This is a genomic window from Sporosarcina sp. P25, assembly GCF_002743235.1.
Classification (GTDB): Bacteria; Bacillota; Bacilli; order Bacillales_A; family Planococcaceae; genus Sporosarcina; species Sporosarcina ureae_B.
Genome location: NZ_PDYV01000005.1, coordinates 99,781 through 123,503, shown reverse-complemented (window position 1 = coordinate 123,503; position 23,723 = coordinate 99,781). Strand labels below are relative to the sequence as shown.

21 protein-coding genes are annotated in these 23,723 nt (G+C 40.8%); 3 read left to right on the top strand and 18 right to left on the bottom strand.

Annotation, left to right across the window (positions count from 1 at the left end; genetic code table 11):
- Nucleotides 1-12: 12 nt before the first annotated feature.
- The 6 genes from CSV70_RS06660 to CSV70_RS06640 form a co-directional block, all read right to left on the bottom strand.
- Nucleotides 13-738, bottom strand: coding sequence for an SDR family NAD(P)-dependent oxidoreductase (locus CSV70_RS06660; protein WP_099628750.1), 726 nt, complete (start codon nucleotides 736-738; stop codon nucleotides 13-15).
- Between the two features lie 17 nt (nucleotides 739-755).
- On the bottom strand, nucleotides 756-899 hold the full coding sequence (locus CSV70_RS16435) for a hypothetical protein (protein WP_157111219.1): 144 nt from the start codon (nucleotides 897-899) through the stop codon (nucleotides 756-758).
- A 109-nt stretch (nucleotides 900-1,008) separates the two neighbouring features.
- The gene (locus tag CSV70_RS06655; protein ID WP_099627114.1) at nucleotides 1,009-1,674 is read right to left on the bottom strand and encodes a 3'-5' exonuclease; all 666 of its coding nucleotides are present in this window, start codon (nucleotides 1,672-1,674) and stop codon (nucleotides 1,009-1,011) included.
- A 68-nt stretch (nucleotides 1,675-1,742) separates the two neighbouring features.
- Nucleotides 1,743-3,671, bottom strand: coding sequence for a DUF294 nucleotidyltransferase-like domain-containing protein (locus tag CSV70_RS06650; protein ID WP_099628749.1), 1,929 nt, complete (start codon nucleotides 3,669-3,671; stop codon nucleotides 1,743-1,745).
- 171 nt (nucleotides 3,672-3,842) lie between these two features.
- Complete coding sequence (locus CSV70_RS06645; protein WP_085131279.1) at nucleotides 3,843-5,390, bottom strand: solute symporter family protein; 1,548 nt, start codon at nucleotides 5,388-5,390, stop codon at nucleotides 3,843-3,845.
- A 13-nt stretch (nucleotides 5,391-5,403) separates the two neighbouring features.
- Nucleotides 5,404-5,730: a DUF485 domain-containing protein gene (locus CSV70_RS06640; protein ID WP_085131280.1), complete on the bottom strand. Its 327-nt coding sequence runs from the start codon at nucleotides 5,728-5,730 to the stop codon at nucleotides 5,404-5,406.
- 456 nt (nucleotides 5,731-6,186) lie between these two features.
- Between CSV70_RS06640 and CSV70_RS06635 the strand changes: the two genes are divergently transcribed.
- Nucleotides 6,187-6,855 carry a GntR family transcriptional regulator gene (locus CSV70_RS06635; protein WP_099628748.1) on the top strand — a complete coding sequence of 223 codons (669 nt, stop codon included), beginning with the start codon at nucleotides 6,187-6,189 and terminating at the stop codon, nucleotides 6,853-6,855.
- Nucleotides 6,856-7,321: 466 nt separating this feature from the next.
- Here the strand turns inward: CSV70_RS06635 and brnQ are convergent, their stop codons facing one another.
- From brnQ to CSV70_RS06585, 10 genes are all read right to left on the bottom strand, one after another.
- The gene (gene brnQ, locus CSV70_RS06630; protein WP_099628747.1) at nucleotides 7,322-8,704 is read right to left on the bottom strand and encodes a branched-chain amino acid transport system II carrier protein; all 1,383 of its coding nucleotides are present in this window, start codon (nucleotides 8,702-8,704) and stop codon (nucleotides 7,322-7,324) included.
- Nucleotides 8,705-9,010: 306 nt separating this feature from the next.
- On the bottom strand, nucleotides 9,011-12,085 hold the full coding sequence (locus CSV70_RS06625) for an AAA family ATPase (RefSeq protein WP_099628746.1): 3,075 nt from the start codon (nucleotides 12,083-12,085) through the stop codon (nucleotides 9,011-9,013).
- Nucleotides 12,082-13,236, bottom strand: a complete 1,155-nt coding sequence (locus CSV70_RS06620; RefSeq protein WP_099628745.1) for an exonuclease SbcCD subunit D — start codon at nucleotides 13,234-13,236, stop codon at nucleotides 12,082-12,084. The genes CSV70_RS06625 and CSV70_RS06620 overlap by 4 nt, the downstream gene beginning before the upstream one ends.
- 109 nt (nucleotides 13,237-13,345) lie before the next feature.
- Entirely contained in the window at nucleotides 13,346-14,062 is a 717-nt protein-coding gene (locus tag CSV70_RS06615; RefSeq protein WP_099628744.1) for an NAD-dependent deacylase, read from the bottom strand.
- Between the two features lie 126 nt (nucleotides 14,063-14,188).
- A complete protein-coding gene (locus CSV70_RS06610; protein ID WP_085131287.1) occupies nucleotides 14,189-15,193 on the bottom strand; it encodes an aliphatic sulfonate ABC transporter substrate-binding protein in 1,005 nt (334 codons plus the stop codon).
- A gap of 27 nt (nucleotides 15,194-15,220) precedes the next feature.
- Nucleotides 15,221-15,976, bottom strand: a complete 756-nt coding sequence (locus CSV70_RS06605; protein WP_085131288.1) for an ABC transporter permease — start codon at nucleotides 15,974-15,976, stop codon at nucleotides 15,221-15,223.
- The gene (locus CSV70_RS06600) at nucleotides 15,909-16,751 is read right to left on the bottom strand and encodes an ABC transporter ATP-binding protein (RefSeq protein WP_099628743.1); all 843 of its coding nucleotides are present in this window, start codon (nucleotides 16,749-16,751) and stop codon (nucleotides 15,909-15,911) included. Before CSV70_RS06600 ends, CSV70_RS06605 begins: the two co-directional genes overlap by 68 nt.
- A 245-nt stretch (nucleotides 16,752-16,996) precedes the next feature.
- On the bottom strand, nucleotides 16,997-17,920 hold the full coding sequence (gene cysK / locus CSV70_RS06595) for a cysteine synthase A (protein ID WP_099628742.1): 924 nt from the start codon (nucleotides 17,918-17,920) through the stop codon (nucleotides 16,997-16,999).
- A 33-nt stretch (nucleotides 17,921-17,953) separates the two neighbouring features.
- A complete protein-coding gene (locus CSV70_RS06590; protein ID WP_099627106.1) occupies nucleotides 17,954-19,165 on the bottom strand; it encodes an MFS transporter in 1,212 nt (403 codons plus the stop codon).
- A gap of 33 nt (nucleotides 19,166-19,198) precedes the next feature.
- The gene (locus CSV70_RS06585) at nucleotides 19,199-19,678 is read right to left on the bottom strand and encodes a PaaI family thioesterase (RefSeq protein ID WP_099628741.1); all 480 of its coding nucleotides are present in this window, start codon (nucleotides 19,676-19,678) and stop codon (nucleotides 19,199-19,201) included.
- A 167-nt stretch (nucleotides 19,679-19,845) separates the two neighbouring features.
- On the opposite strand from CSV70_RS06585, the gene CSV70_RS06580 reads away from it, so the two are divergent.
- Entirely contained in the window at nucleotides 19,846-20,298 is a 453-nt protein-coding gene (locus CSV70_RS06580; protein ID WP_099627105.1) for a hypothetical protein, read from the top strand.
- A gap of 76 nt (nucleotides 20,299-20,374) precedes the next feature.
- Nucleotides 20,375-22,186, top strand: a complete 1,812-nt coding sequence (gene pepF / locus CSV70_RS06575; protein ID WP_099628740.1) for an oligoendopeptidase F — start codon at nucleotides 20,375-20,377, stop codon at nucleotides 22,184-22,186.
- A gap of 54 nt (nucleotides 22,187-22,240) precedes the next feature.
- Here the strand turns inward: pepF and CSV70_RS06570 are convergent, their stop codons facing one another.
- Nucleotides 22,241-23,266, bottom strand: coding sequence for an LLM class flavin-dependent oxidoreductase (locus tag CSV70_RS06570; RefSeq protein ID WP_085131295.1), 1,026 nt, complete (start codon nucleotides 23,264-23,266; stop codon nucleotides 22,241-22,243).
- Complete coding sequence (locus CSV70_RS06565; RefSeq protein WP_085131296.1) at nucleotides 23,263-23,622, bottom strand: winged helix-turn-helix transcriptional regulator; 360 nt, start codon at nucleotides 23,620-23,622, stop codon at nucleotides 23,263-23,265. The genes CSV70_RS06570 and CSV70_RS06565 overlap by 4 nt, the downstream gene beginning before the upstream one ends.
- Between the last annotated feature and the right edge of the window lie 101 nt (nucleotides 23,623-23,723).

Below are 23,723 nucleotides of genomic sequence, written 5' to 3'. Positions count from 1 at the left end.
ACGGGTTTTTACTCAATCAAATTTACGAATATCTGCAATAGGATCTATTTCCAAGAAGTCCACTTCGTTCACAAACCGCACAAGTTTTTCTGCTACTTCAACGGCTGAGCTTAACTGACCTTCCCTCTTATAAGCCTCGAACTTTTTCAAATGGGGAAACTGTTCTTCAGATGATGAACGAATCGCCTCCTGCATCCCCGTATCGATAATTCCTGGTGCGATGGAAACAATTCCGGTTGGATAGTCTGCCATCTTTTGCTCCAGTGCAATGACACGTGAAAACTGATCAAGTCCAGCTTTCGTCGTACAATAAATTCCCCAGCCTTCATACGCACTGCGGCCTGCTCCGGAAGAGATATTCATGATCTTTTTCGTTCCTTTGAACTCTTTCAACGAATCGATAAATGTATTCATTAATTGAATCGGTGTCGTTAAATTCACTTTAATTGCCTGCTCTACTTTTTCAGTATCCAATGAACCTACCAAACTAATCGGATCCACTATACCCGCGTTATTGATCAATGTGAAAGAACTAGCTTCATCAAGATGTTGACCCACTATTCCTCCGAGGATAGCAGTCGCTTTCTCACAGTCTAAGAGATCTACTTCATACATCGTATGTAGCTGATCTGGATTCGTCCGCGCCAAACCATACACCGTTGCTCCGGTTTCTTTAAATTGGCTGAGTAATTGTTGACCGATTCCTTTTGATGCACCTGTAATGATAATTATATCCAAATGTATCTGCTCCCTTTCTATACAATATAACTATTGAATGACCCTATGTATGTCGTTGCGTTTTCCACAGTCTTATTCGGCAACTCAAAAAACAATATCCAGCAATACACTGCAATAGCCAGAATAATGATGATCAATAAAATCGCTTGACGTTTATTCATATCTCCACGTCCCCCACCCATTGTTCCACTTTGTAATTTCTACTATACCACAACAACCAAATGAGCCCGCCACTCACGTTTCATTGAATGACGAACCCGGTAACTGAATTTACGTTTGAGAAACAAATTTTTGTGCTCCACCATTTTTAATACGCAGTAAATCTGCCAGTGTTTTTACACCTTGACGATCGAGCTTCCTTAATAACGCTGTAAATACATGTGCCGTTGTCAACGCATCGCCTAATGCACGATGTCGTTCAAATACTTCTGTGCCGAATAGACGCGCATAGTCTTCCAAGTCCTGTTGCTCACCCGTAGGATCCAAGTAATTAATCAAATGCATCGTATCGAATGATGTAGGGGTTTGAAATGTACATTTCTGACGGCTTAATTCTTTCTTAATCACCATTTCATCGAAATTGACATGGTGCCCAACCCAGCCTGCACTTTTATGTTTTTCTATAAAGGCAAAATATTCTTCGATAGCTGGAAGAGGCATAGGTGCATAGTCGACTTGTGACTGCTGTATAGTGGTTAGCTTGCTGATGACAGGAGGAATATCTCTTGATGGATTCACAAATGTTTGAAATACATGATCCGTAACTTTAAATCCTTCAACTTGTACGGCACCTATCTCAATCATTCGATCGTCTGCACCAATTGCAAAACCAGTAGTCTCTGTATCAAACACTGTGAAATTCATTTCTTGCAGCGGCGTATTTAGCTGAATCGATTGTTGCAATTCATATGTTAATTTTTTCTTTTTCCAAAACATGATTTCGCCCCCTACTTCTATAGTACAATATGCACGAATTTTTTACAGGGACCTTGATCTACACTTTCTTAAAGTTTTGATAATAAATGTGATTGAAGTGCTCTGACCGTATCTAACGTTGTACGTAATTCATTTAATTCCCATCTTCTCAGTTTGCGCAAGTCGATTTCTGTAGAAATTTTCTCACCCCGTAAATGTTTCTCCCACGACATGGAAATTCTAATACTCAAAGATATTTCATATGCATGGCGAACTTCTTCCGCAAAGTCTTTCGTGATTTTTCTCTTTTTTTGCAAAGCTGAAATAATCTCGAGAGGTGTTGCATTGATGATCCCATTACTGACCCCTAAAATTTGCAAACAATGATGAAGTGGGAATAGAGCATGTTTCTTAATATCGATCACATCCGCTTTACTGCGTCCCCTGAAAATGTTCAAAAAATTTTGTTGCAATTGTGGTATTGGTTTCTCTTTTTCCTGTTGTGCCATATAGTAAATAAATGTAGCTGATTTCCTCAACAAATCCTGTACCATTAGGATAAAGCGATCATTGACAGCAGTTTCACCGTAGAGAAATCGGAATGACAGGAAGTTGTATCCGAGCAAGATTTGTTCAGGCGTAGACCGCAGCGCCCATTGGCGAATACGTTCGTGCCAAATTGCCATAGTGCCGCGCCACTGCGATTCACTCGCCATCATGAATCCGATACATCTAGTATAGCCCGCTTGTTCAAGATGAACGACAATTTCGTTGCCAAGAAGTTCGAAATAGTTCTCTACTTGCTCGGATTCCTCTCTCGACACATCTTCATAGACAAGGAAATGATCCTGATCAGTTAGCATAAACTGTTCACCACGTGCGCCACTGCCCATCTGGTACCAGGCAAACGCAACAGGTGGCGCCCCTTTCCCTTGATCTTCAAGTGACTGTACGGCCAGCATAACGCAATGCTTCGCTAGACGATCATAGAACTTCGTAATGATTTCCAATGTATGAATGGTTGAAATTTCATCCTGAATTAAATTGGACAACACATCGTAAATTGCCGCTTTAACGACAGGCAAATTTTCGAAAGAAGCTTCTTCTATGGTTTTTAAGATATTCATGGAATTACGATCGCGTTTCGTCATCAACGTGGCAAAAGTCACAATTCCTACAGGCTGCCCTGCTTTGACTACTGGCAAATGCTTGATTCCATGTTTATAAAATTTCGTCAAGGCCTCGTAATAATAATCGGTAACCTTAACCGTATGCGGATTTTTCGTCATGATATCTTTCGCCTTCAGTCCGATCGCAGAACCTCCTTCCGCTATCACTCGTTCGACTAGATCTTTTTCCGTTACGATTCCAAGCAATTTACCCGACTGATCTGTAACAATACTAGAACTGATGGAGTGTTTAATCATCAACTCCGCTACTTCTCTCGTTTCTGCTTCCGCGTGAATTGTCACGACTGGACTGCTCATGAAATCCTGTACACGACGGACATACGGTTCACTCTCACCATATTCATCAGCCAAACGGACTTGTTCCCCTAATGAGGTATAGACATTCGCCAAACGAATCGACATTTTACGCAAGACATAATCTCGTACATTTTGATCGTCCATTCGATGTTTAATTACTTCATATGGAACTTGGAGACAAACGGAGCCTTCAGCAACGACCATATCAATATGATGTTTATCAAGCGGTCGGGCCATTTCCCCTAAGTAGTAAGCAAAATTGGAAAAGCCAATAACTTCATTTTCTTGAATGAATTCTAATGTTACTGAACTGCCGTCTTGTCCTTCTATTTGAACTTCTGCGGATCCTTTCAACACGATTAGTAAACCTTCTTGGGGTGTTTTGAAATAGTTAGATTTCTCCGCTTCTTCATACATTTTCAGCTTACATTCAATCAATAACTGATCAAATTCCTTTTCTGATGTGTTTATAAATAACGGATTTTGATGAATTTTATCGTACCATTCCTGATCTTTTACCATCTTCAGCATTTCAAAACCTCCTATTCGTATTGACCATTACGAGATCTCACTTCATATTATTCAAATCTATATATCATCAGTACCTATATATTTACATTCAATATCCTTTCAACAAAAAATGGCTCCCTCTTCTGTCGTGCTTGTAGAAGAGGGAACCATTAGTTGAATAGCAAGTAATTATTATAGATCAAGCTCTTTGTAGCCAGTTTCCGCTTTGAAACGAACTTCTGCATAAGAAACTTCATCTTTCTCATGACGCTTAGAGCTAACAAGTGTACCAATGAATGCAGCAAGGAATCCTGCAGGTACAGATACGATAGCCGGGTTAGCATATGGGAAGATCGGATTACCAGTGATAAGAGTAGCTCCTTCAACTGGGTTCATTACTGATGGGCTGATTGCAACCAGAACTAGTGCAACGATTAATCCTGTCAACATGGAAGCAACAGCACCTGTCGTATTGAACTTCTTCCAATAAATCGTTAACAGAATAGTGGGTACGTTTGCGGATGCAGCAACACAGAATGCCAGTGATACTAAGAACGCAACGTTCAACTTTTCAGAACCAAGTGCAAGAAGGATAGAAGCAACACCAATTGCGATAGAAGCCCAACGAGCTGCTGCAACTTGTTGTTTCTCAGTTACATTACCATTTTTGAAGATTTGTCCGTAAATATCGTGAGCGATTGCAGAAGCACCTGAAAGTACAAGACCTGCAACAACTGCTAGGATTGTCGCGAAAGCAACAGCTGCAACGAAGGATTCAAGTGCGTCTCCTCCAAGAACTCCAGCAAGCATCGGTGCTGCCATGTTCCCAGCGGCATTTTCTGCGATGATTGCGTCTGATCCAACGAATTTAGCTGCACCAAATCCAAGGAAGATCGTCAATACATAGAAGATACCAATAATCCATACAGAATAAATAACGGAAGAACGTGCTGTTTTCGCATCTTTAACCGTGAAGAAACGCATTAAGATGTGTGGAAGTCCAGCAGTACCTAAAACTAATGCGATTAATACTGAAATAAGTCCAATTGTGTCTGTATAAACAACCCCTGAATGAAGGAATGCTTCACCATGTGGAGTAGCAGTTTTCATTGTCTCGAACATACCGATGAAATTGAAGTTAAACTTCATAAGAACCAAGAAGGAAATAATGATTGTACCTAACATCAAAAGAATAGCCTTGACGATTTGTACCCAGCTTGTCGCAGTCATTCCGCCGAATAGAACGTAGATTAACATCATCGTTCCAACGATTAGAACTGCCATCCAATACTCGATGCCGAATAATAATTTAATAAGAGCACCCGCACCAACTAATTGTGCAAGCATATAGAACATTACGATAGTAATTGTGTTCAACGCTGCTGCTCCACGCACTTTCTTAGCGCCGAAACGAGCACCGATCATATCTGCCATCGTAAACTTACCTAAGTTACGTAGTGGTTCAGCAATTAAGAATAACACCACGAGATAAGCCGTTAACCAACCAATACTGTAGTAGAAGCCATCAAATCCGTTAAGTGAAATCGCACCTGCGATACCTAGGAAAGATGCTGCGGATAAGTAGTCACCAGCAATTGCCATACCATTTTGCCAGCCTGTTAATGAACCACCAGCAGTATAAAAATCACTTGCCGTAGTCGTTTGCTTTGCCGCCCAATATGTAATGTAGAGCGTCAGCGCGATTACTGCGAAGAATATAACATATGAAATCCAACTCATGAACACAACCCCCTTATTTTAAAACATTTTTCTCTATAATCTTGTCCACTTCAACATCAAAGTGTTTTGCTTTATTCATGTATACGGACGTGAATACCCATACCATAATGAACATGGAGAATGCATAAACCCAAGTCCATGTCATTGCACCAATTGCAGGTTTTTCTAAAATTTTTGTATAACCAGTTAATAGTGGAAGAATAAAGTACGCTGCGAAGAAGAAAATAACAAAAGGTGTAGCGAAGGTCTTTTTTCTTTTTACCAGACCTTTAAAGTCTTCTGATTGAACAAGCTTTTCATAGTCCATTGTGGATTTCCCACGTGCCACTTGATTAGTCATTAGTTAATCCCCTTTCTATTTTATATAACGTAGTAAATTAGTTCCTTTTCCCCCCGTTTCAATGAAACCGCTTTCATCACCAACATGAATTGATAATATATTACAGCGTATTCGAATAAATATTTGTTGTAGTACACATGTAAACGATACCAAACAATTACCAGATTTGCAATAACCTTTTTTTAAAGATTCGTAAAATTAAATCTACTAAAAAAGCAAATCACGTATAGACATTAATCTATCAAATCTAGGTGGAAACTACAAGGACTTTTTGCATTTATCACAACACTTTTTAAATATCATCTTAATTTAATTTTATAGTAATTCCTAATCGTTATTTTACAACATGCTTAATACTGTTAAACAACAGGAAAAAGTTGTAGTATATTGTATATTAGCAATTAGTGAAATAAACATGGTGTGAAGACTACTTTTGGAGAAAGATGGTGTGATAATTTGCCTATACCAACTAACCACGCACAACCCATACGAAAGACTGCTAAGGAAAATGCATTTAGTCAACTTCAGAAATGGATTATCGATGGAACTCTACAGCCCGGTGAAAAACTAAATGACGTGGAATTGGCAGAAGCCCTTGGAGTGAGCCGAACGCCTATACGAGAGTCACTACAATTATTAGAAGTTCAAGGATTTGTTCAAATGTTTCCAGGTAAAGCAACACAAGTGACGGACGTAGATCGTGAGTCTATTTCGGACTTGCTCCCTCCACTCGCTGCGCTGCAAGCATTATCAGCTGAACTTTCCATACCCAATTTAACCGAAAGTATTATTAAGAAATTGCGAGAAACGAATAAGAAATTCGCGCTAGCAGTTGAAAAAGAAGATTATTTCCAAGCTTTGAAAACCGATGAAAAGTTCCATCAAATCATTGTGGACACAGCCAATAATCCATACATTTCCTCGATGCTTGTCTCGCTACAAGCTCACGTGCGTAGACTCTTCTTTCATAATTCCATTATATTGACGGAGCAGTCGATTGAAGAACATGAACAGATCATAGATTTAATGAGTAAGCGTAATGGTGAGCAAGTTACCAAAGTTATGAGAGAAAATTGGTTACGCGCCATCGAGGAGTTTCATTCGATTGAAAAAGCGGATGCATAAATAGATAGGAAAAGGGGCTGTCCAGAAAGTCAGTAAAAACTGATTTTCTGTGGCAGCCCTTTCTTTTGAAACAAATAAAGAATCCTCTTTCCCCCATTCATTTCCGTTACAGGCGGACGCGTTCGGGAGGGCCCGCGGTGAGCCACACCCCTCGCTTTGCTCGCTGGGTGTCTCACCTGTCGGCCTGATCCTCCCCGAGTCGCCGCCTTCCACTCCAATCCACTCGGTATGATGGATAAAAAATTACAAAAAAAAAACGTCCTTTCTAGTAGAATAAAGTCACCAAAACTCTCTACGAAAGGACGATTTTTATGTGCAATCAAAAAATTACTTTGACCAGTAGACCACAGAACAGCTGACTTTTCCTATAGAAGAGGCCGAAGCACTTCCTACTGAAGTCCATCGTTCTTAACGGCCAACCTTATGACAACCGATAAGGCCTGGCCATTCCGGATCCACTCCTTTTTTATGATTTTTCAGTAGTGGAGATAACGTGGAGATCTTGCACTCTTTTATTGTTTATTACCGCCACAATAGCTGTTGCGACAGTCGCGATCAAGACAGGAACTAACCAGCCGATGCCTTCTGTATAATACGGGATATATGCTATATATGCCTCATGTACAGTCGCAAGCCAATTCGGCATGGTCTTCTCTACTAGTGAGTAAAATTTCACGAGCGCCTCAACGAAACTGACAAGGAATGCCGTTACAGTTGCTGTTCGATATACCAAGCGAGATTGATGGAATAAAGGGCCGGTAAACGTCAACAAGATTAATACCATGGCCAGTGGATACAGTAGAACCAGTACAGGAAGCGAGTAATTGATAATATTCGCTAGCCCGAAATTGGCTACGACCAAACAGAATATTGAAAAGAATACTACAAAAAGTTTATAGCTGATTTTTGGGATGATCGAATGGAAGTACTCTCCACATGCAGTGAGTAGCCCAATCGCCGTTGTAAGACAGGCAAGCATAATCACGACACCAAGCAACACTAGTCCCGTCGTACCGAATAAATGAGAGGAAGTTTCGCTTAACACGGAACCGCCACCATCAAGATAACCAAATAGATCAACCGATGTGGCACCTAGATAAGCAATACCTATATATATAATGGCTAAAAATCCGGCTGCCACAAATCCTGTCTTAGCCGTAGAAGCCAATATTTGCTTTTTATTCGTAATGCCCATTGCACGCAATGCGTTGATGACAATGATGCCGAAAACGAGCGAAGCCAATGCATCCATCGTATTGTACCCTTCAAGAAAACCCGTAAAGAATGGTGTTTCTTTATAAGGTGCTTGCGATACTTGCGCACTTCCCATCGGACTGAGAAGCGTCATTCCAATTAAGCCAATTAATATAATAATAATGAGTGGTGACAAAAATTTACCAACTCGATCGACGATTTTAGCAGGGTTCAGTGATAACCACATGCTGATGCCAAAGAAAGCCAATGTAAATAGAAAACGAGCGAGATCAATAGAAAACCCATTTAAAAATGGAGCCACACCAATATCAAATGCCACAGCTCCTGTTCGTGGCGCTGCGAAAAACGGGCCAATCGTCAAGTACAATATGGCTGTAAAAAGAACAGCGTATACCGGGTGAATCCGACTTGCCAAGTCTTGCAAATCTTTCTTGCCAGAAAAACCAATAGCTAAAATACCTAGAAAAGGCAAACCTACACCTGTGAATAAAAAACCGGCCATAGCTTTCCACGTTTGATCTCCAGCGAGCTGTCCGAGCTCTGCAGGGAAAATTAAATTGCCTGCTCCAAAAAATAATGCGAATAGCATAACTCCAATAACGAGACTTGATGAAAATGATAGTTTCTTCTCCATATGTATAAAATTCCTCCCAAAGTCAACCGCATTAATTTGTATGCAATATATCACGTTCCCTTATATTACTCTTCCCAATTTAGAAAATCAACAGCTAGTCAAATCATTTAACTGTTGTCTATATTGCCAACTTACAGACTATTTATCAAGATCTGCAATAGAATTTTTAAATAGAAAAAACTGACCTCGATTGAGATCAGTTTAGACGTAGAAGCTAAATACTAAACGACTTAGAAATGATAGGTAGTAGTTGGGGATTTCCATTTCACAGTAGATTAGCTGTGCTTCACTACTATCCGTGCTACATCAACTCAGTACAATGTTCGTTTTGCTGTAACCCTCTCTTAACTTGGTTACTTGCAATGTCGCAGGGATCGCTTCTTTCATTTCATCGATATGGGAAATGATGCCGATCATTCTCCCCGATTGCTGAAGAGCGATTAGAGTATCTATCGCTTTCTGAATAGCCTCTTCATCCAACGCGCCGAATCCTTCATCAATAAACATCGTCTCCATACGAACAGCCCCTTGGAAGCTTTGAATGACATCCGCCATACCCAGCGCCAAACATAATGAGGCATTAAATTTTTCACCACCTGATAACGTCTTAACGTCTCGCGTCTGCCCTGTATACGCGTCATGGACGTCTATACCTAAGCCACTTTGTTTCCCTCTAGTTTCCTGACGATCACTACGGACGAGTTCATACTGTCCATTTGAAAGATCACGCAGACGAATATTCGCAGCTTGAATGATGCGCTCCAAATACTCGATTTGAATATAACGCTCAAAGGAAATCTTCAAATGGTTTTGACCACGGACTAGATCATAGAGATTCGTAATCTTTCCATAAGTTCTTTCTAGCTCTGCTTCCTTAGATTTGCTAGTTTTCAATTCAGTATACAGATCCTGTGCTGCTTGTTCTCGTGCTTTTGATTGATTGGACAACGCAAACGCTTCTTCGTATTGTGTTTTCATTGCTTCTATCTGGTGTTCCATGACTTCCAAATCCACTTGCTGTTTACCCTCTACAGACTTTTTGAGTTCTTCTACGGATGATTGTAGCGTATGAAGCGTTTGGGCAAATACTTGAAGTTGTTGCTGGATAGCCTGACGTTTTGAAGGCGGCAGTTTCACTTGCATATAATTTTCTTGCGAGGTAAAGCCCTCTTCTGTCAACCTTTTTGTAAAGAAAGCTGAACTTTGGTCTACTTTCTCTCTCATATCTGCTAGCGACTTCTTCTCTAGAATCTCTCGGGACTCCCATTTTATTTTCTCAGTCGAGGCGTCTTGTAATTTCTGTTGGATGGTTTTCCAAGCATTTTCAAGTTGTTGACTGGCTGTTTCTTTAGAAGTAATTTGTTGTTGCAATGCGGATAGTTCCTGTAAATTTTCAGGTACCTTTGTTAACGCATAGTTATAGAGCGCACGTTTCGTTTCAAGCTCTGCTTTGGATTCATTGCGTTGCTGTTCTAATGTATTCATTTCTTCGGTAAGTTCTTCCATGGCCTTCTGCGCTTGGTTTTGTTGGTCTTTCTTTTGTTTCAATACCTCTCGCTTATTTCTAAGGACAGCTACTTCTTCCGTCAGATCTGCTTGTTCTTTTTGATAATCACGATTCAAATCTACTTGTTGCTCATCCAATTCAGCTTTACTTAATTCAATACGTTGCTGGAGTTGTTGCAATTGTGCCTGCTTAGTATGGAAGGTCTGTACTTTATTCGTTAACTCTAGCTTAGCCGTGTCTAATTGTTGCTTCGATACGTGTTCAGATTCTGCAACTTCAGCTTTAGCTGGATGGTCGATACTACCGCAAACTGGACAAGACTCTCCGTCATGAAGTGAAGCAGCAAGGGCTACCGCCTGATTATTAATCCAACGATTCTCAAGGTCTTGATAGACAGCAGTATAATGCTCTATTTGTTGATTAGCTATGTTAAAATCTGTCTCAAATTCCTGCCGTTGTATTAGTTGTTGCTTGTATGTAGCCACTTGCTTTGCGACGGCTTTGCAAGTTGAAAGTTGATCCACTAACTGTTCGTATACTTCTAATGAAGTCTCCAATTCAATCATTTCATTTCTCTGCACAGTAATGGATTCTTTTTGTCGCTTTGCTGCTTGCTGATTCACTAGCAAGGATTTCTCTACTCGATCTACTGTGTTGTTAAGTGACTCTAACTCTTGACGTTGCGCGGTGAGTCCAGATACGGTTGGAAGTAAATTTTTCAACGTAAGTACCTGTTCTTTTACTTCGTTTCGCTCAGCTTCTTTAGCTAGTTCCTGTTCATATGAAGCTTTTGCAGACACTAGCATTTCCTCTGCATCAGCAAGAAATGTGACAGCTTCAGAGTGACTTCGCTCTTTTTTCTGCCACTCTATTTCATTAGACTTCACTTGTTGTTCTACATCTTCTAATCTCGCGGCTCGTTCTGCTTGCTGCAATTGCTGTTCGAGAGTTTTCATCTCTGCTTGCTTCGCCTGCAATCCTTCCAGTTCTTTTTGGCGTTGCAGTAGCTTGGCAAATTGTTCATTAATTGAACGGGCTTCATGCAATTCTTGTTGTTTTTCATTATGAACTTTATAAAGTCTAGTATATTCTTTATGTGTTTCTTTAGATTGTATTTCATGATATGCATGTTCTTGTTGAAGACCTAATACGAGCTGATGGTAGTTTGGGTACTCTGATTGTAATTCTGTAAATAATAAAGAGTCACGTACAGGTAACTTCGCTGGTATTTGATGAAGAATCGTATCACTCAACTGTTTTTCGCGAAGATATTCAGCATTCGCTTCTTCTTTTTTCACTTTTAACCGTTCGACAATTTTTTGGTACGGTTCCGTTTTAAAGATTTTCCGCATGATGGTTTCCTTATTTCCCGTATCGGATGTTAAGAATTTGCGAAATTCCCCTTGAGGCAACATCATGATTTGACTAAACTGTGCATGCGTAAAGCCTAGTAACTGTTCAATCTTATCATTTACCTCCGTAACAATTTGACGATCTACCGCCGGAACGAATCGCTCATCTTTTTCTTCAAATAATTCGCAACGGCCTAATGTATCCGATCTATTGCCTTTTTTTCTGTAAGGTATTTGACGCACGACACGGAATCGACGGTTATGGATATCAAACGTCAATTCTACAGTTGTCTGCATGTCGTCATCCGCAAACTGACTGCGCAATGCTTTTGTGTCTGTACGATCCTCTCCGCTTGCCTGTCCATATAATGCGAAACAAATGCCATCAAAGATCGTAGTTTTCCCTGCACCCGTTTTTCCGGAAATGACAAATAAACGATGTTCTTTCAAATCACGAAAATCAACAATTTCCTTGTCTTTATACGGTCCAAATGCTGTCATGGTTAATATAATTGGTTTCATGCACGGTCTTCCTCCTTCATCACGTCCCACAAAACTTCAGCGAATAACTCTTTCATTTCTTCGTCTACTTCTTCGCCTTGAAGTTCTTTAAAGAACGAAGCAAACATTGCTTGGTCATCTTCTTTTTTCTCAACAGTCACTGTTCCACCAAGACTGTCTGTCGAAGAAGCAAAAAGTTTACGTTCTACATGCATAGCATTCGGAAAAACGGAACGAATTTTCTCCATCGGTTGAATGACTGGTACTGTATCAAGTAGCTTGACGAACACATAGTCTTCATTGTGAGGCATCTTTAATAGATCTTCTATCGTTCCTTCAACCGTTCTCACATCATGAAGCGGAGTCAGTAGCTTTTTTTCAATTTCCACTTCGCCTTTTTCTCCGAGCTCCACAATGAGGTATCCTTTTTGATGATTCTCTTCCGATATGGAATACTTTAATGGTGAACCTGAGTAACGAATTGTTTCATTGCCTACAAAATGCGCCTGATGCAAGTGACCAAGCGCTGTATAATGAAACGGCTCGAATAAATCTGAAGAAACATATTCAGCCCCGCCAATCGATAATGGTCGTTCTGCATCACTAGTATTTTCTTCTTTCTCACCATGCGTAGTGATGAATGCATGACCGACAAACACATGTCGAGCGCCTTGATCCATAGACATCTCTATACGCTCGATGATTTTCTTCATAGCTTGTTGATGACTGGAAATCGACTCATCTTCAAGCAAGTGACGGACAATCGAAGGATCCGCATAGGGTATTAAATGAAAATAGACATCACCATATTCGTCTTGGAGCTTTACTGGTGACAAGTGTGGGGACCATTCTCCTGTTATGTATAAACCTTGGTCTTTCATGAACGTACTTCCAAAATGAAGGCGGCTAGGGCTATCGTGGTTTCCTGCAATAGCGATGACAGGTATTTTCAAATCCATTACAATCTCCTGTAGAACGTCATTCAACAAACCTACCGCTTCAGTTGGCGGAATTGCACGATCATACAGATCCCCTGCTATAATGATCGCATCCGGTTGTTCTCTTTTAATTTCTTCTATAAAAGTCTGTAAAATATAACGCTGATCTTCTGTCATATAGATTCCTTGCACGAGCTTGCCGAGATGCCAGTCTGCTGTATGGAAAATTTTCAAGTCGTTTCCCCTCTCTTCTTCTATAAAAATGGAGACAAGAAGAGTAGCGTATTAGAAAAGTGGTATGAAAATTACTTGTCTATTACGCTCATTCTTCTATCTCAAATTACTACCTATCTACTTGTTGGTTTGCTTCATTCAATATTTCTCCAATTTTGCGTTCATTGATAACGAGATCGGCAAAGCGATCCATTTCTGTAGGTTCCATATTAATAATAACTAACTTCGCGCCTTGCTCTTTTGCGATGAGCGGAAATTGATTCGCAGGTGTAACGGTTAATGATGAACCTAGTACAATGAAAAGATCAGCTTTCTCACTTTCAAAAATCGCTTGAATAAATGCTTCTTCGGGCAGCATTTCTCCGAATAAGACAACTGATGGACGCAACGTACCGCCACAATCACAGTAAAACGCATCTTGTTCGTAGCGTTCGTTACCGTATACTTTTCCACAAGTTTCACAATGGACATTCCGAAGAGTCCCATGAAGTTCCATGACGTTTTTCGAGCCCGCCATCGTATGGAAACCATCAACGTTTTGCGTAATAATTCCATGGATCAGGCCGTCCTCTTCCCACTTAGCTAAAATATCATGCCCTTTATGCGGTCCTGTTTCTTTTGCTGCTATGACCCGTTGTTTATAAAACTGAAAAAACTGGTCTACCTGCTGATTGAGAGCAGTTATGCTTGCTACTTTGGCAGGATCTTCTGTTTCCCACATGCCCGTTTTAGCGGAACGGAAATCAGGTAGCCCACTTTCTGTCGACATCCCAGCTCCTGTATAGACGATAGTACGTTTTGATTCGTTCAATAAATCTGCCAGCACGGTCTTCATCCTTTCAACTAGCGAAATTATGTTCTATCTGTATACTAGCATATCCTGTTTTATTGCAACTTATCAAACGAAACGGAATTAAAAAAACGAGCATCCACAATGGATACTCGCTTACTATTAGTTTGCTGTAATTTTTTTAATGGCTTCCAAATCAATCAATCCATCAATTTCATTCGTCTTGATATAATCTGCCTCTTGACTGATATCAGCCATCTCTTGCAACACGTCCTCATTTACATCTGTTGTAACTTCAATTCGTGTGAATGCCGCTTCTAATTCATCACGGGCAATTTCTTTTCCAGTCAAATCTTTGATATGCTTCACTACTAGCTGTTGTGCTTTTTCTGGCTCATCCCGAATGAATTGAACTGCTTTTGCGTGAGCTGTCAAATAAGCAGTCGATAGTTTTTCGTTTTTCAAAAACGCATCGCTTGTTGCGACAACTGTATTCGTAGATTCTTTACCCCAAGCAAAGTCTTCCCAGTCAAGAATCAGTTTACCATTCGCCTGATTTTGTAAAATATACCCCCATGGTTCTTGTGTTGCTGCGCCGTCCACTGAATCTTGAATAAATAATGTCGCTGTATCCGCTGGTGCAGAGGCGAAAAACTCCACTGTTCCACCGTTAGCTTTTGCCTTTAAACCTACGTCTTTCAATGCCTTACGTAACATTACATCTTGCGTACTGCCGATTACGGGAATCGCAATTCTCTTACCATCTAGATCAGCTAATTCATTAATTCCACTTTTACCGTTGGCTACTAATACCGCTCCGCCGTTTACTGCTCCAGAAACAATATGATACTTTGGATCTTTTACATAATAGTTGATGACAGGTCCAGGACCAACCGTTCCGATATCTATGGAATTAGAAGCCATTGCCTCCATGAATAACCCACCGTTACTAACCGTCTTCGTCGAAACTTTGATGTCTTCACCGAACTCTTCTGCGAAATAATTATTCTCCAGTCCAACAATTGTTGCGATATGTGTTAAGTTCGGGAAGTATCCGATTGTTACTTCATTTTTATCCGCACTGGCTACGTCTGTTTTTCCACATCCCGACAAAACTCCCACAATGGCTATTACAGAAAGCAAGACACCCAATAGTTTCTTATTCATATAATGATCCCCTTTTCTTAAAGCGTATCACGCCCGAATTCCCCATTTTCTTTCAACACTGCGTTCCAAACGCAAGAATAATACATTATCCATAATCGTACCGATCACACCGATGATAATCATGACAGAAATAACTAAATCCATTTGACCAAGTGCGCGGCCCGATTCTAGTAGTTGACCGAGACCTACGCTGGCACCTAGTAATTCCCCAGCCATGAGCGCACGCCAAGAGAATGCCCAAGCGATGCGTAAACCAGAGATCAATTGTGGTACGGATGCTGGCAAGATCACCGTCCGTAAAAAATGAAAACCGCTTGATCCTAATGATTTGGCGACACGCTGATATAATACGGGTACGTTTTTAAAGCCGCTTGTTGCGTTAACGATCATCGTCCAAGTCGCCCCTAAAGTCACGATAAATAAAATAGCAAAATCATTGAGACCGAACCAGATGATCGCAAGTGGGAACCAGACAATACTTGGAATAGACTGTAAAGCCGTGACAAGAAAACCAAGTGTGTCTTCCACTATTTTGTATCGCCAAATCAAATAACCAAGCACCAGTCCAAGAATAGAAGCAATCGTGAATCCGATTAACAATCTGCTAAGACTTGCACCGATTGCAATGAGGATTTGACCGGAGACGAGACCAGAAACCAACGTCGACATGACTTGTGTGAAACTCGGAAACATAAAATCGGGTAAATCCGATAGCCTAGATGTGACTTCCCATATCGCCACTAGTATCCCGAGAAATACTATTCGTCTTAAAGCTGTAGTCATCGCCCATCTCCTCCTTCAACACTTTCTCTATTTCTTCTTGCAGTTCAGCTAAAATCTGCTTTTCCAGTTGCAACGTCACGTCACTCGGCATGACACCATCTTTTGTATCATTTGATTTGAAAGTTGCTTTAATTTTCCCCGGACGTGTCGCAAACACTACAATCTTTTGCGATAGTAATACCGCTTCACGAATATTATGTGTAATGAAAAGAACGGTTACTTTCGTTTTTCTCCAAATATCCAATAATTCTTTATGAAGAACCATGCGCGTTTGTTCATCCAACGCGGCAAATGGTTCATCCATTAATAAGATATCGGGCTCCATTACAAGCGCACGTGCGATGGATACACGTTGTTTCATTCCTCCTGATAATTCATGTGGATAGGAATCGATATAATTCCCTAAATGAACCATCTTCAGCATTTCAATAGCTTTTTGTTCTGCCTCTTTCTTCGACATTTTCTTTAGAAGTAAACCGTATGTAACGTTATCGAGTACTGTCAACCAAGGAAATAATCCAGCTTCTTGAAAAACGACTACTCGATCCGATCCTGAACCTTTCACTTCTTTTCCGTTAATGCTGATCTTCCCACGATCAGCTTTTTCCAGTCCCGCAATCAAATACAACATAGTGGACTTTCCACAACCTGATGGACCTACAATGGAAACAAACTGTCCTTTTTCTATTTCAAGATTGATATTATCTAGTACTTTGACCGTTCCCTTTTCCTTATGGGGAAAGCTCTTTTCAATGCCTTCAATTTCCAAATACATGTTGATTCCCCCTCGTAAGTAGTTTGCGTTTCATTATGTTTTTAATCCCTACTAACTTTATATGTTTTGTATATATATAATCTACCATTTACGTAGGTTTTGTCAATAGGCTTTCTGATTATTTTTTCAATCTATTTAAAAGTAAGAAAACAAACACTATAGGTAATAGTTTTCCATCACGTATATTCCGAAATCCTACGCCAAAAAACCTCTACCCGATGTGGGAAGAGGTTTTTTAGCATATATTATTGAAATAAATCACTTGATAAATATCGTTCACCAGAATCTGGCGCAATACAAACGACTGTATCTTCAGGAGTCAAACGTTTAGCCACTTGTAATGCTGCATAGAGAGATGCACCACCTGATGGCCCGAGCAAAACACCTTCTCTTGCGAACTGTCTGACGGTTGTGTATGCGTCATCATCTTCGATACGGAAAATTTCATCGTAGACATGGGTATTTAATACAGTTGGAATAAATCCAGGACTTGTACCTACCAGTTTATGTTTCCCTGGTTTGCCACCTGATAATACCGGTGACCCTGCAGGTTCAACTACATGAACTGTAATAGCTGGATCATGTTCTTTTAATGATTCACCTGTTCCTGTTACCGTACCACCCGTTCCTGACGTACAGACAAAGGCCGTCAATTTACGATTGATTGATTGCATGGCTTCTATAATTTCTACAGCCGTCGTCTGGCGATGACTATCAGGATTTGCTTGATTTTCAAACTGCATCGGAATAAAACTATTCTCGATGGACTCTGAGATTTCATTCGCTTTAGCGATCGCACCTGGCATACGTTCTGAGCTAGGTGTTAAGACAACCTTCGCTCCATAGGCTTTCATTAAGTTAATGCGCTCAATCGTCGAGTTATCCGGCATAACAAAAATGGCTGGGTATCCTTTTGCTGCAGCATTCATTGCCAAGCCAATTCCCGTGTTGCCTGACGTAGGCTCAATAATTGTGGCACCGGATTTTAGTACACCCGTTTTTTCGGCTTCTACTAGCATTTGATAAGCCGCGCGATCCTTTACACTGCGGCTTGGGTTGAAATACTCCAATTTTACATAAACCTCAGCGCCAGTAGTTTCACCGAGCGTCCGTACTTTTACTAGCGGAGTCTCTCCGATTAATTCCGCCATATTATTGACTACTTTCATTCCGCACACCTACTTTTCATGATGATCCTACTATTATGAAGCTGATGTAATCTTTTGATCACGAGGTAAAGCTAATCCAACCAGACCAATGAATGGCAAGAATGACGTGATAATCATCGTTTGATAAATACCAATCGAGTCAATAAGCGTTCCAATCGCAACTGCACCGATGGCACCCATTCCAAACGCTAATCCTACAGTTAGTCCCGCCATCGTGCCAATTTTAGAAGGCACGAGTTCTTGCGCGTAAATCACCGTGACGGAAAAACTCAGCATAATAAAAAATCCGATCGTGAGTAATAATAAAATGATTCCCCAAACGGGAGCAAACGGAAGCAATACACTAAGTGGTAATGGCACGACAAGCGATAAGACGATCACTTTTTTTCGTCCTATTCTGTCTGCCATAGGTCCACCGAAAAACGTTCCGACAGCGCCTAGAGCTAAGAATAAGAAAATATACAACTGGCCATGCTGAATCGTCATGCCATAGTATTCAATCAAATAGAAAATATAGAAGCTCGTAATATTCGTCACATAGAATGAACGCGCAAATATAATAATCATTAATAATACTAGCGCAATGGTGATTTGTCTTTTTGACAAACTTTCCATCGTTGTTAATAATACTTTCTTCCGCATACCTAAACGCTCTTCATTCAGCTGTTTCTTATACCATAGCGAGATACGAGTTAGTAAAGCAATGCCAGCAGCGGCTACTAATACAAAAACGGCTGCCCCTATTTGGCCAAGAGGAACGAGAACGAAAGCACTGATCAAAGGTGCAAGTGCTTGTCCCGAATTACCTCCTACTTGATAGATCGACTGAGAAAGTCCGCGCTTGTCACCCGCTGCCAAAAACGACACGCGAGAACCTTCAGGATGAAAGACCGCCGACCCTAAACCGAGCAACATAACAGATACAATAATCAGCCAATAGCTTGGTGCTAATGCGAGTCCCACCATTCCAATTAAAGAACATGTCATACCAATCGGCAACGCAAACGGCTTGGGTTTACGATCACTAAGATACCCAACAACTGGTTGAAGTAAAGATGCTACGATATTTAGAGCAAAAACAATATAGCCTAATTGTTTATAACTAAATTGATATTCTTTTTCCAAAATCGGCAACATCGCTGGAATCACCGCCTGTAGCGTATCGTTAAATAAGTGACAAACCGCAATCGCAATCATGATGGGAAATACCGGATTCGCTACGGCAGTTTGTGATGAGTTATTCATACCATCTGTTCACACCTTATCTAGTTGTCTATTTTACTTTGTGAATGTAGTAGGCATGACGACTCCCACCACTTCTCCAGTGGCACATAATTCATCTTCAGCATAAATTTCTACAGCTACTTTCCACTTCTTCGGATGAATTTCGGTGACGTTTCCAATTGCTTTCAATACTTTTCCTTGTGGAGTTGGCTTACTGTATGTAATCTGCAAGGAAGCTGTCACAAAGCGTGGCGGTACAGACCCGTCTCCAGGTTCATGACCATTTTTTTGATGTAGGGCAAGTGCACAAGATCCTGTGCCATGGCAATCCATAAATGAAGCAAGAAACCCACCATACACAAATCCTGGAATTGCCGTATATTTTTTAGGTGGTAATGAATACGTAACGGTTTGCTCTCCTTCCCAACCAGTTCGGAAATGATTTCCTTCCTCATTGAGTCGTCCGCAACCATAGCACCAAGAAAAATCATCCGCATAACTGTCCTGAATCGCATGTGTAACATATTCTTTCATATTTATTGCCTCCCTTTCAGATGAAGTCTCTCTATTATACATTCCGAATATTGAAATATCGACCTAAAACGAAATATCGTTCGTAGCACGGCCAGTTATGTGCGTATCTTCCTGACTACATTCATATACTAGTGAGAAACGATATTTTATGGAAGGAGGAGAATAGTATGAAAATACGTGGAGTGATCTTGGCATTACTAGTGGCCGGAGGATTTTATGTCATGATTCAGACAATCGACGAAGCTGCCTCCCATCCCTTTGAGCGATTGCAAGAACAACAACTGAATGGTTTATCTCCTTATTCATTCATCACTTTTCGGCAACCCGGTCTGCAAAATGAGCAAGCCGTTACTTGGAAAGTAGACCAAGTTGAAGAAGTTGACCGCTTACTTCAATTTCTTCAAGCCTATGATTATGAGCGGGTGGATCCCGATACATTGGAATTATTTGATGATCAACCGCTCTTCACAATCGATCTACATGATGAGAGTGGAAATCGTATGACTGTATTGGTTGAGGAAGGGGTTTTAATCCACAATGACCGTCTTTATTATGAAGTTGTCAATGGCCCCTTACAAGTTGATTGGCTAATGGAATTCATACTTTCCAATAAACCGTAATTTTGTACTCTGAACATTCATTGTATTATACTATTAATTCGACAACCGAATAATCGACTTGAAGGAGAGATTCAAATTGGCGAAAAGCTTACCTAAACGTGCACAAGTTAACGAACAAGAAACGTGGAATTTACAAACCTTATTTGAAAATGAACAGGACTACGAGAAAGCAGTAAAAGATGCTGAAACGGCAGCAACCGCTTTTGAGAAAAATTATAAAGGCACGATCATAGATTCAACTTCGGCTATTGTAGCATTGGATGCCTATCGCAGTTTACAAGAGAAGCTCGTCAAGATTTCTAGTTATGCTGAGCTGACAGCAAGTGTGGATTTAACAAATGATGGGGCGCAATTGAGAGAGAGTAAATGGAGTTCAATTGCCGCAAAAATCGGCAGCCAAACTTCCTTCATGATGAGTGAGTTAACAGCGCTTTCCGAAGAGACTTTGCATCAAGCTAGTAAACAGTCTGGGGAGTATGCAACTGTATTCGATAAAATTATTCGGGAAAAACCGTATCAATTACATCCTGAAGTAGAGAAGACACTCGCTGCATTCTCTTCTTCTTTCCAAGCACCTTATTCGATGTATAATACAACGAAAATGGCAGACATCGACTTCCCTGACTTCACTGCAGATGGAAAAACCTATCCACTGAGCTATGTTTCATTTGAAGGGAAATGGGAGTCCGAACCAAAAACATTAATAAGACGTGCTGCGTTTAAAACATTCAGCGATACATTGCGTAAATATCAACACACAACCGCCAAAACATATGACATGCATGTGCAGATGGAGAAAACGACTTCTGACTTACGTGGGTATGACTCTGTTATTGACTTTTTATTGATGGAACAAGACGTGGATCGTTCTATGTATAATCGTCAAATCGATGTGATTATGGAAGAACTCGCACCACATATGCGAAAGTATGCAAAACTCCTTCAGAAAATTTATAATCTCGACGAAATAACGTTTGCGGACTTAAAAATGCCGATTGATCCGTTATATGAACCTTCCATTACAGTGGAGGAATCGAAGAAGTATATGAATGATGCGCTTGCTGTTATGGGAGATAATTATCTTGACATGGTGAACCGTGCCTATTCCGAACGCTGGATTGATTTTGCTCAAAATGAAGGAAAATCCACAGGTGCATTTTGTGCGAGTCCTTATGGCAACGGTTCATTTATCTTGATCTCTTGGACAGGCAGCATGGAAGACGTCTTTGTACTAGCGCATGAATTAGGTCATGCCGGCCATTTCCACTACGCTCATGGAGCGCAAAACCTGTTTAATTCGGAATCGTCACTGTACTTTATTGAAGCCCCTTCTACGATGAATGAAATGCTAATGGCCAATCACTTATTGAAGAATTCCGCTGATCCGAAATTCAAGCGTTGGGTACTGTCTTCCATTGTGGCACGAACGTATTACCATAACTTCGTGACACATTTACTTGAAGCAGCGTTCCAGCGTAAAGTGTACGAACGAGTGGATGCAGGCGGAAATGTCAATGCAACTATCTTGAACGATTTGAAGCGCGGCGTACTCGAAGAATTCTGGGGCGATAGCGTGAAGATAAATGATGGTGCAGAATTGACTTGGATGCGTCAACCTCACTATTATATGGGCTTATATCCGTACACATATAGTGCAGGATTGACCATTTCTACTGAAATGGCAAAACGCGTATTAATAGAAGGAAAACCAGCTGTTGAAGACTGGCTCAATACTCTGCGTGCAGGTGGTTCAAAAAAACCAGCTGAACTTGCAAAAATGGCGGGAATCGACATCACAACAGACAAACCGTTGCGCGATACGATTTCATATATTGGTGAGTTAATAGATGAAATTGAGAAACTAACGCAAGAAATTGAAGCACAGTAAGAACAAAAAACATCCGCCAAGCAGTTTTTTCCTGCAAGGCGGATGTTTTTTCTTTTACTTCATTATTTCACTTAGGATTTCATATGAACGAAGTCGTTCTTTATGATCGAAGATTCCTGAACTGATGATCAGCTCATCCGCTTTTGTCATTTCCACGAACTCTTCTAGCTTTCGTTTCACAGTTTCAGGGCTACCAATAATGACAGATGGCGCCTCACTTTGCTGCGCAACGGCTTCTTGCTCAAATGGTGACCATGCCGCATGAATGTCTTCAATTGGAGGTGTAAATTGCGCCATCTTACCTTGACGGATATTTAAGAACTGTTGCTGCATGGATGTAGCCAAGTATTGTGCCTTTTCATCCGTATCCGCCGCGATTAAATTAACGCCCATCATCGCATAAGGCTTTTGAAGATCTTTTGACGGTCGGAAGTTTTGATGATAAATTTGCAGTGCCTGCATCATAAACTGCGGTGCAAAGTGACTGGCGAAAGAAAATGGCAAACCGAGTTCAGCAGATAATTGAGCACTAAAGCCGCTTGAACCTAGCAACCAAATCGGGACGTTCTGCCCTGCCCCTGGAAATGCTCGAACGCGATCAGTCGGATTACCTGCAAAGTACGTACGTAATTCCTCCACTTGTTGTGGGAAGTCTTCTCCACCGCTTTGTAATGTACGGCGAAGTGCATACGCCGTCGCCTGGTCACTTCCAGGTGCACGGCCTAGCCCCAAATCAATACGCCCCGGATACATAGCATCCAGTGTACCGAACTGTTCGGCAATGACCAGTGGTGCGTGGTTCGGCAACATGACACCGCCAGAACCTACTCGAATATCTTTTGTCATCTGGGCTACATGTCCAATGATGATAGATGTAGCGGAACTTGCAACTCCTGGCATATTATGATGCTCAGCTAACCAGTAACGATTGAATCCCCAATCTTCTGCATGTTGCGCAAGATCTACACTGTTCTTAAATGACTGTCCTGCATGACTGCCTTCATTGATCATGGCTAAGTCTAATATCGATAACGGAATCCCGCTAAAGTGTTTCGCTTGTTCTCTAATCAATTCATTCACTCCTCATAACAGCAACCATTTTTCTTTACCCACTCAAAAATGGCCTGAATAATATCTTCTAATTCTTTACCCTTTGGTGTAAGTTCGTACTCGACTTTCCTAACCTTTGGATCGGACTGTTTTTTAATGACCAAGCCATGCGCTTCCAAATCACGCAATCTCTCCGTTAGAAGACGATCTGATATCCCTTCGATCTCTGTCGATAATTCAAAGAACCTCTTTGGTCCGTCTAATAAATGATAAATGATAATTCCCATCCAACGCTTCCCGATAAATTCGATTGTGTTATGGAAACTATCGCAGCTTTTTTGACCTTTAGGATTTAACGACTGAACAAACTCTTCATTTTTCTTCATTAGCAAAACCCCAATCCTATACTCCTTTCACTTTATCACATCTAGGTTTGACAAACAAGCTTACTAATAGTAATCTTATAAAGAACTTACTATTAGTAAGT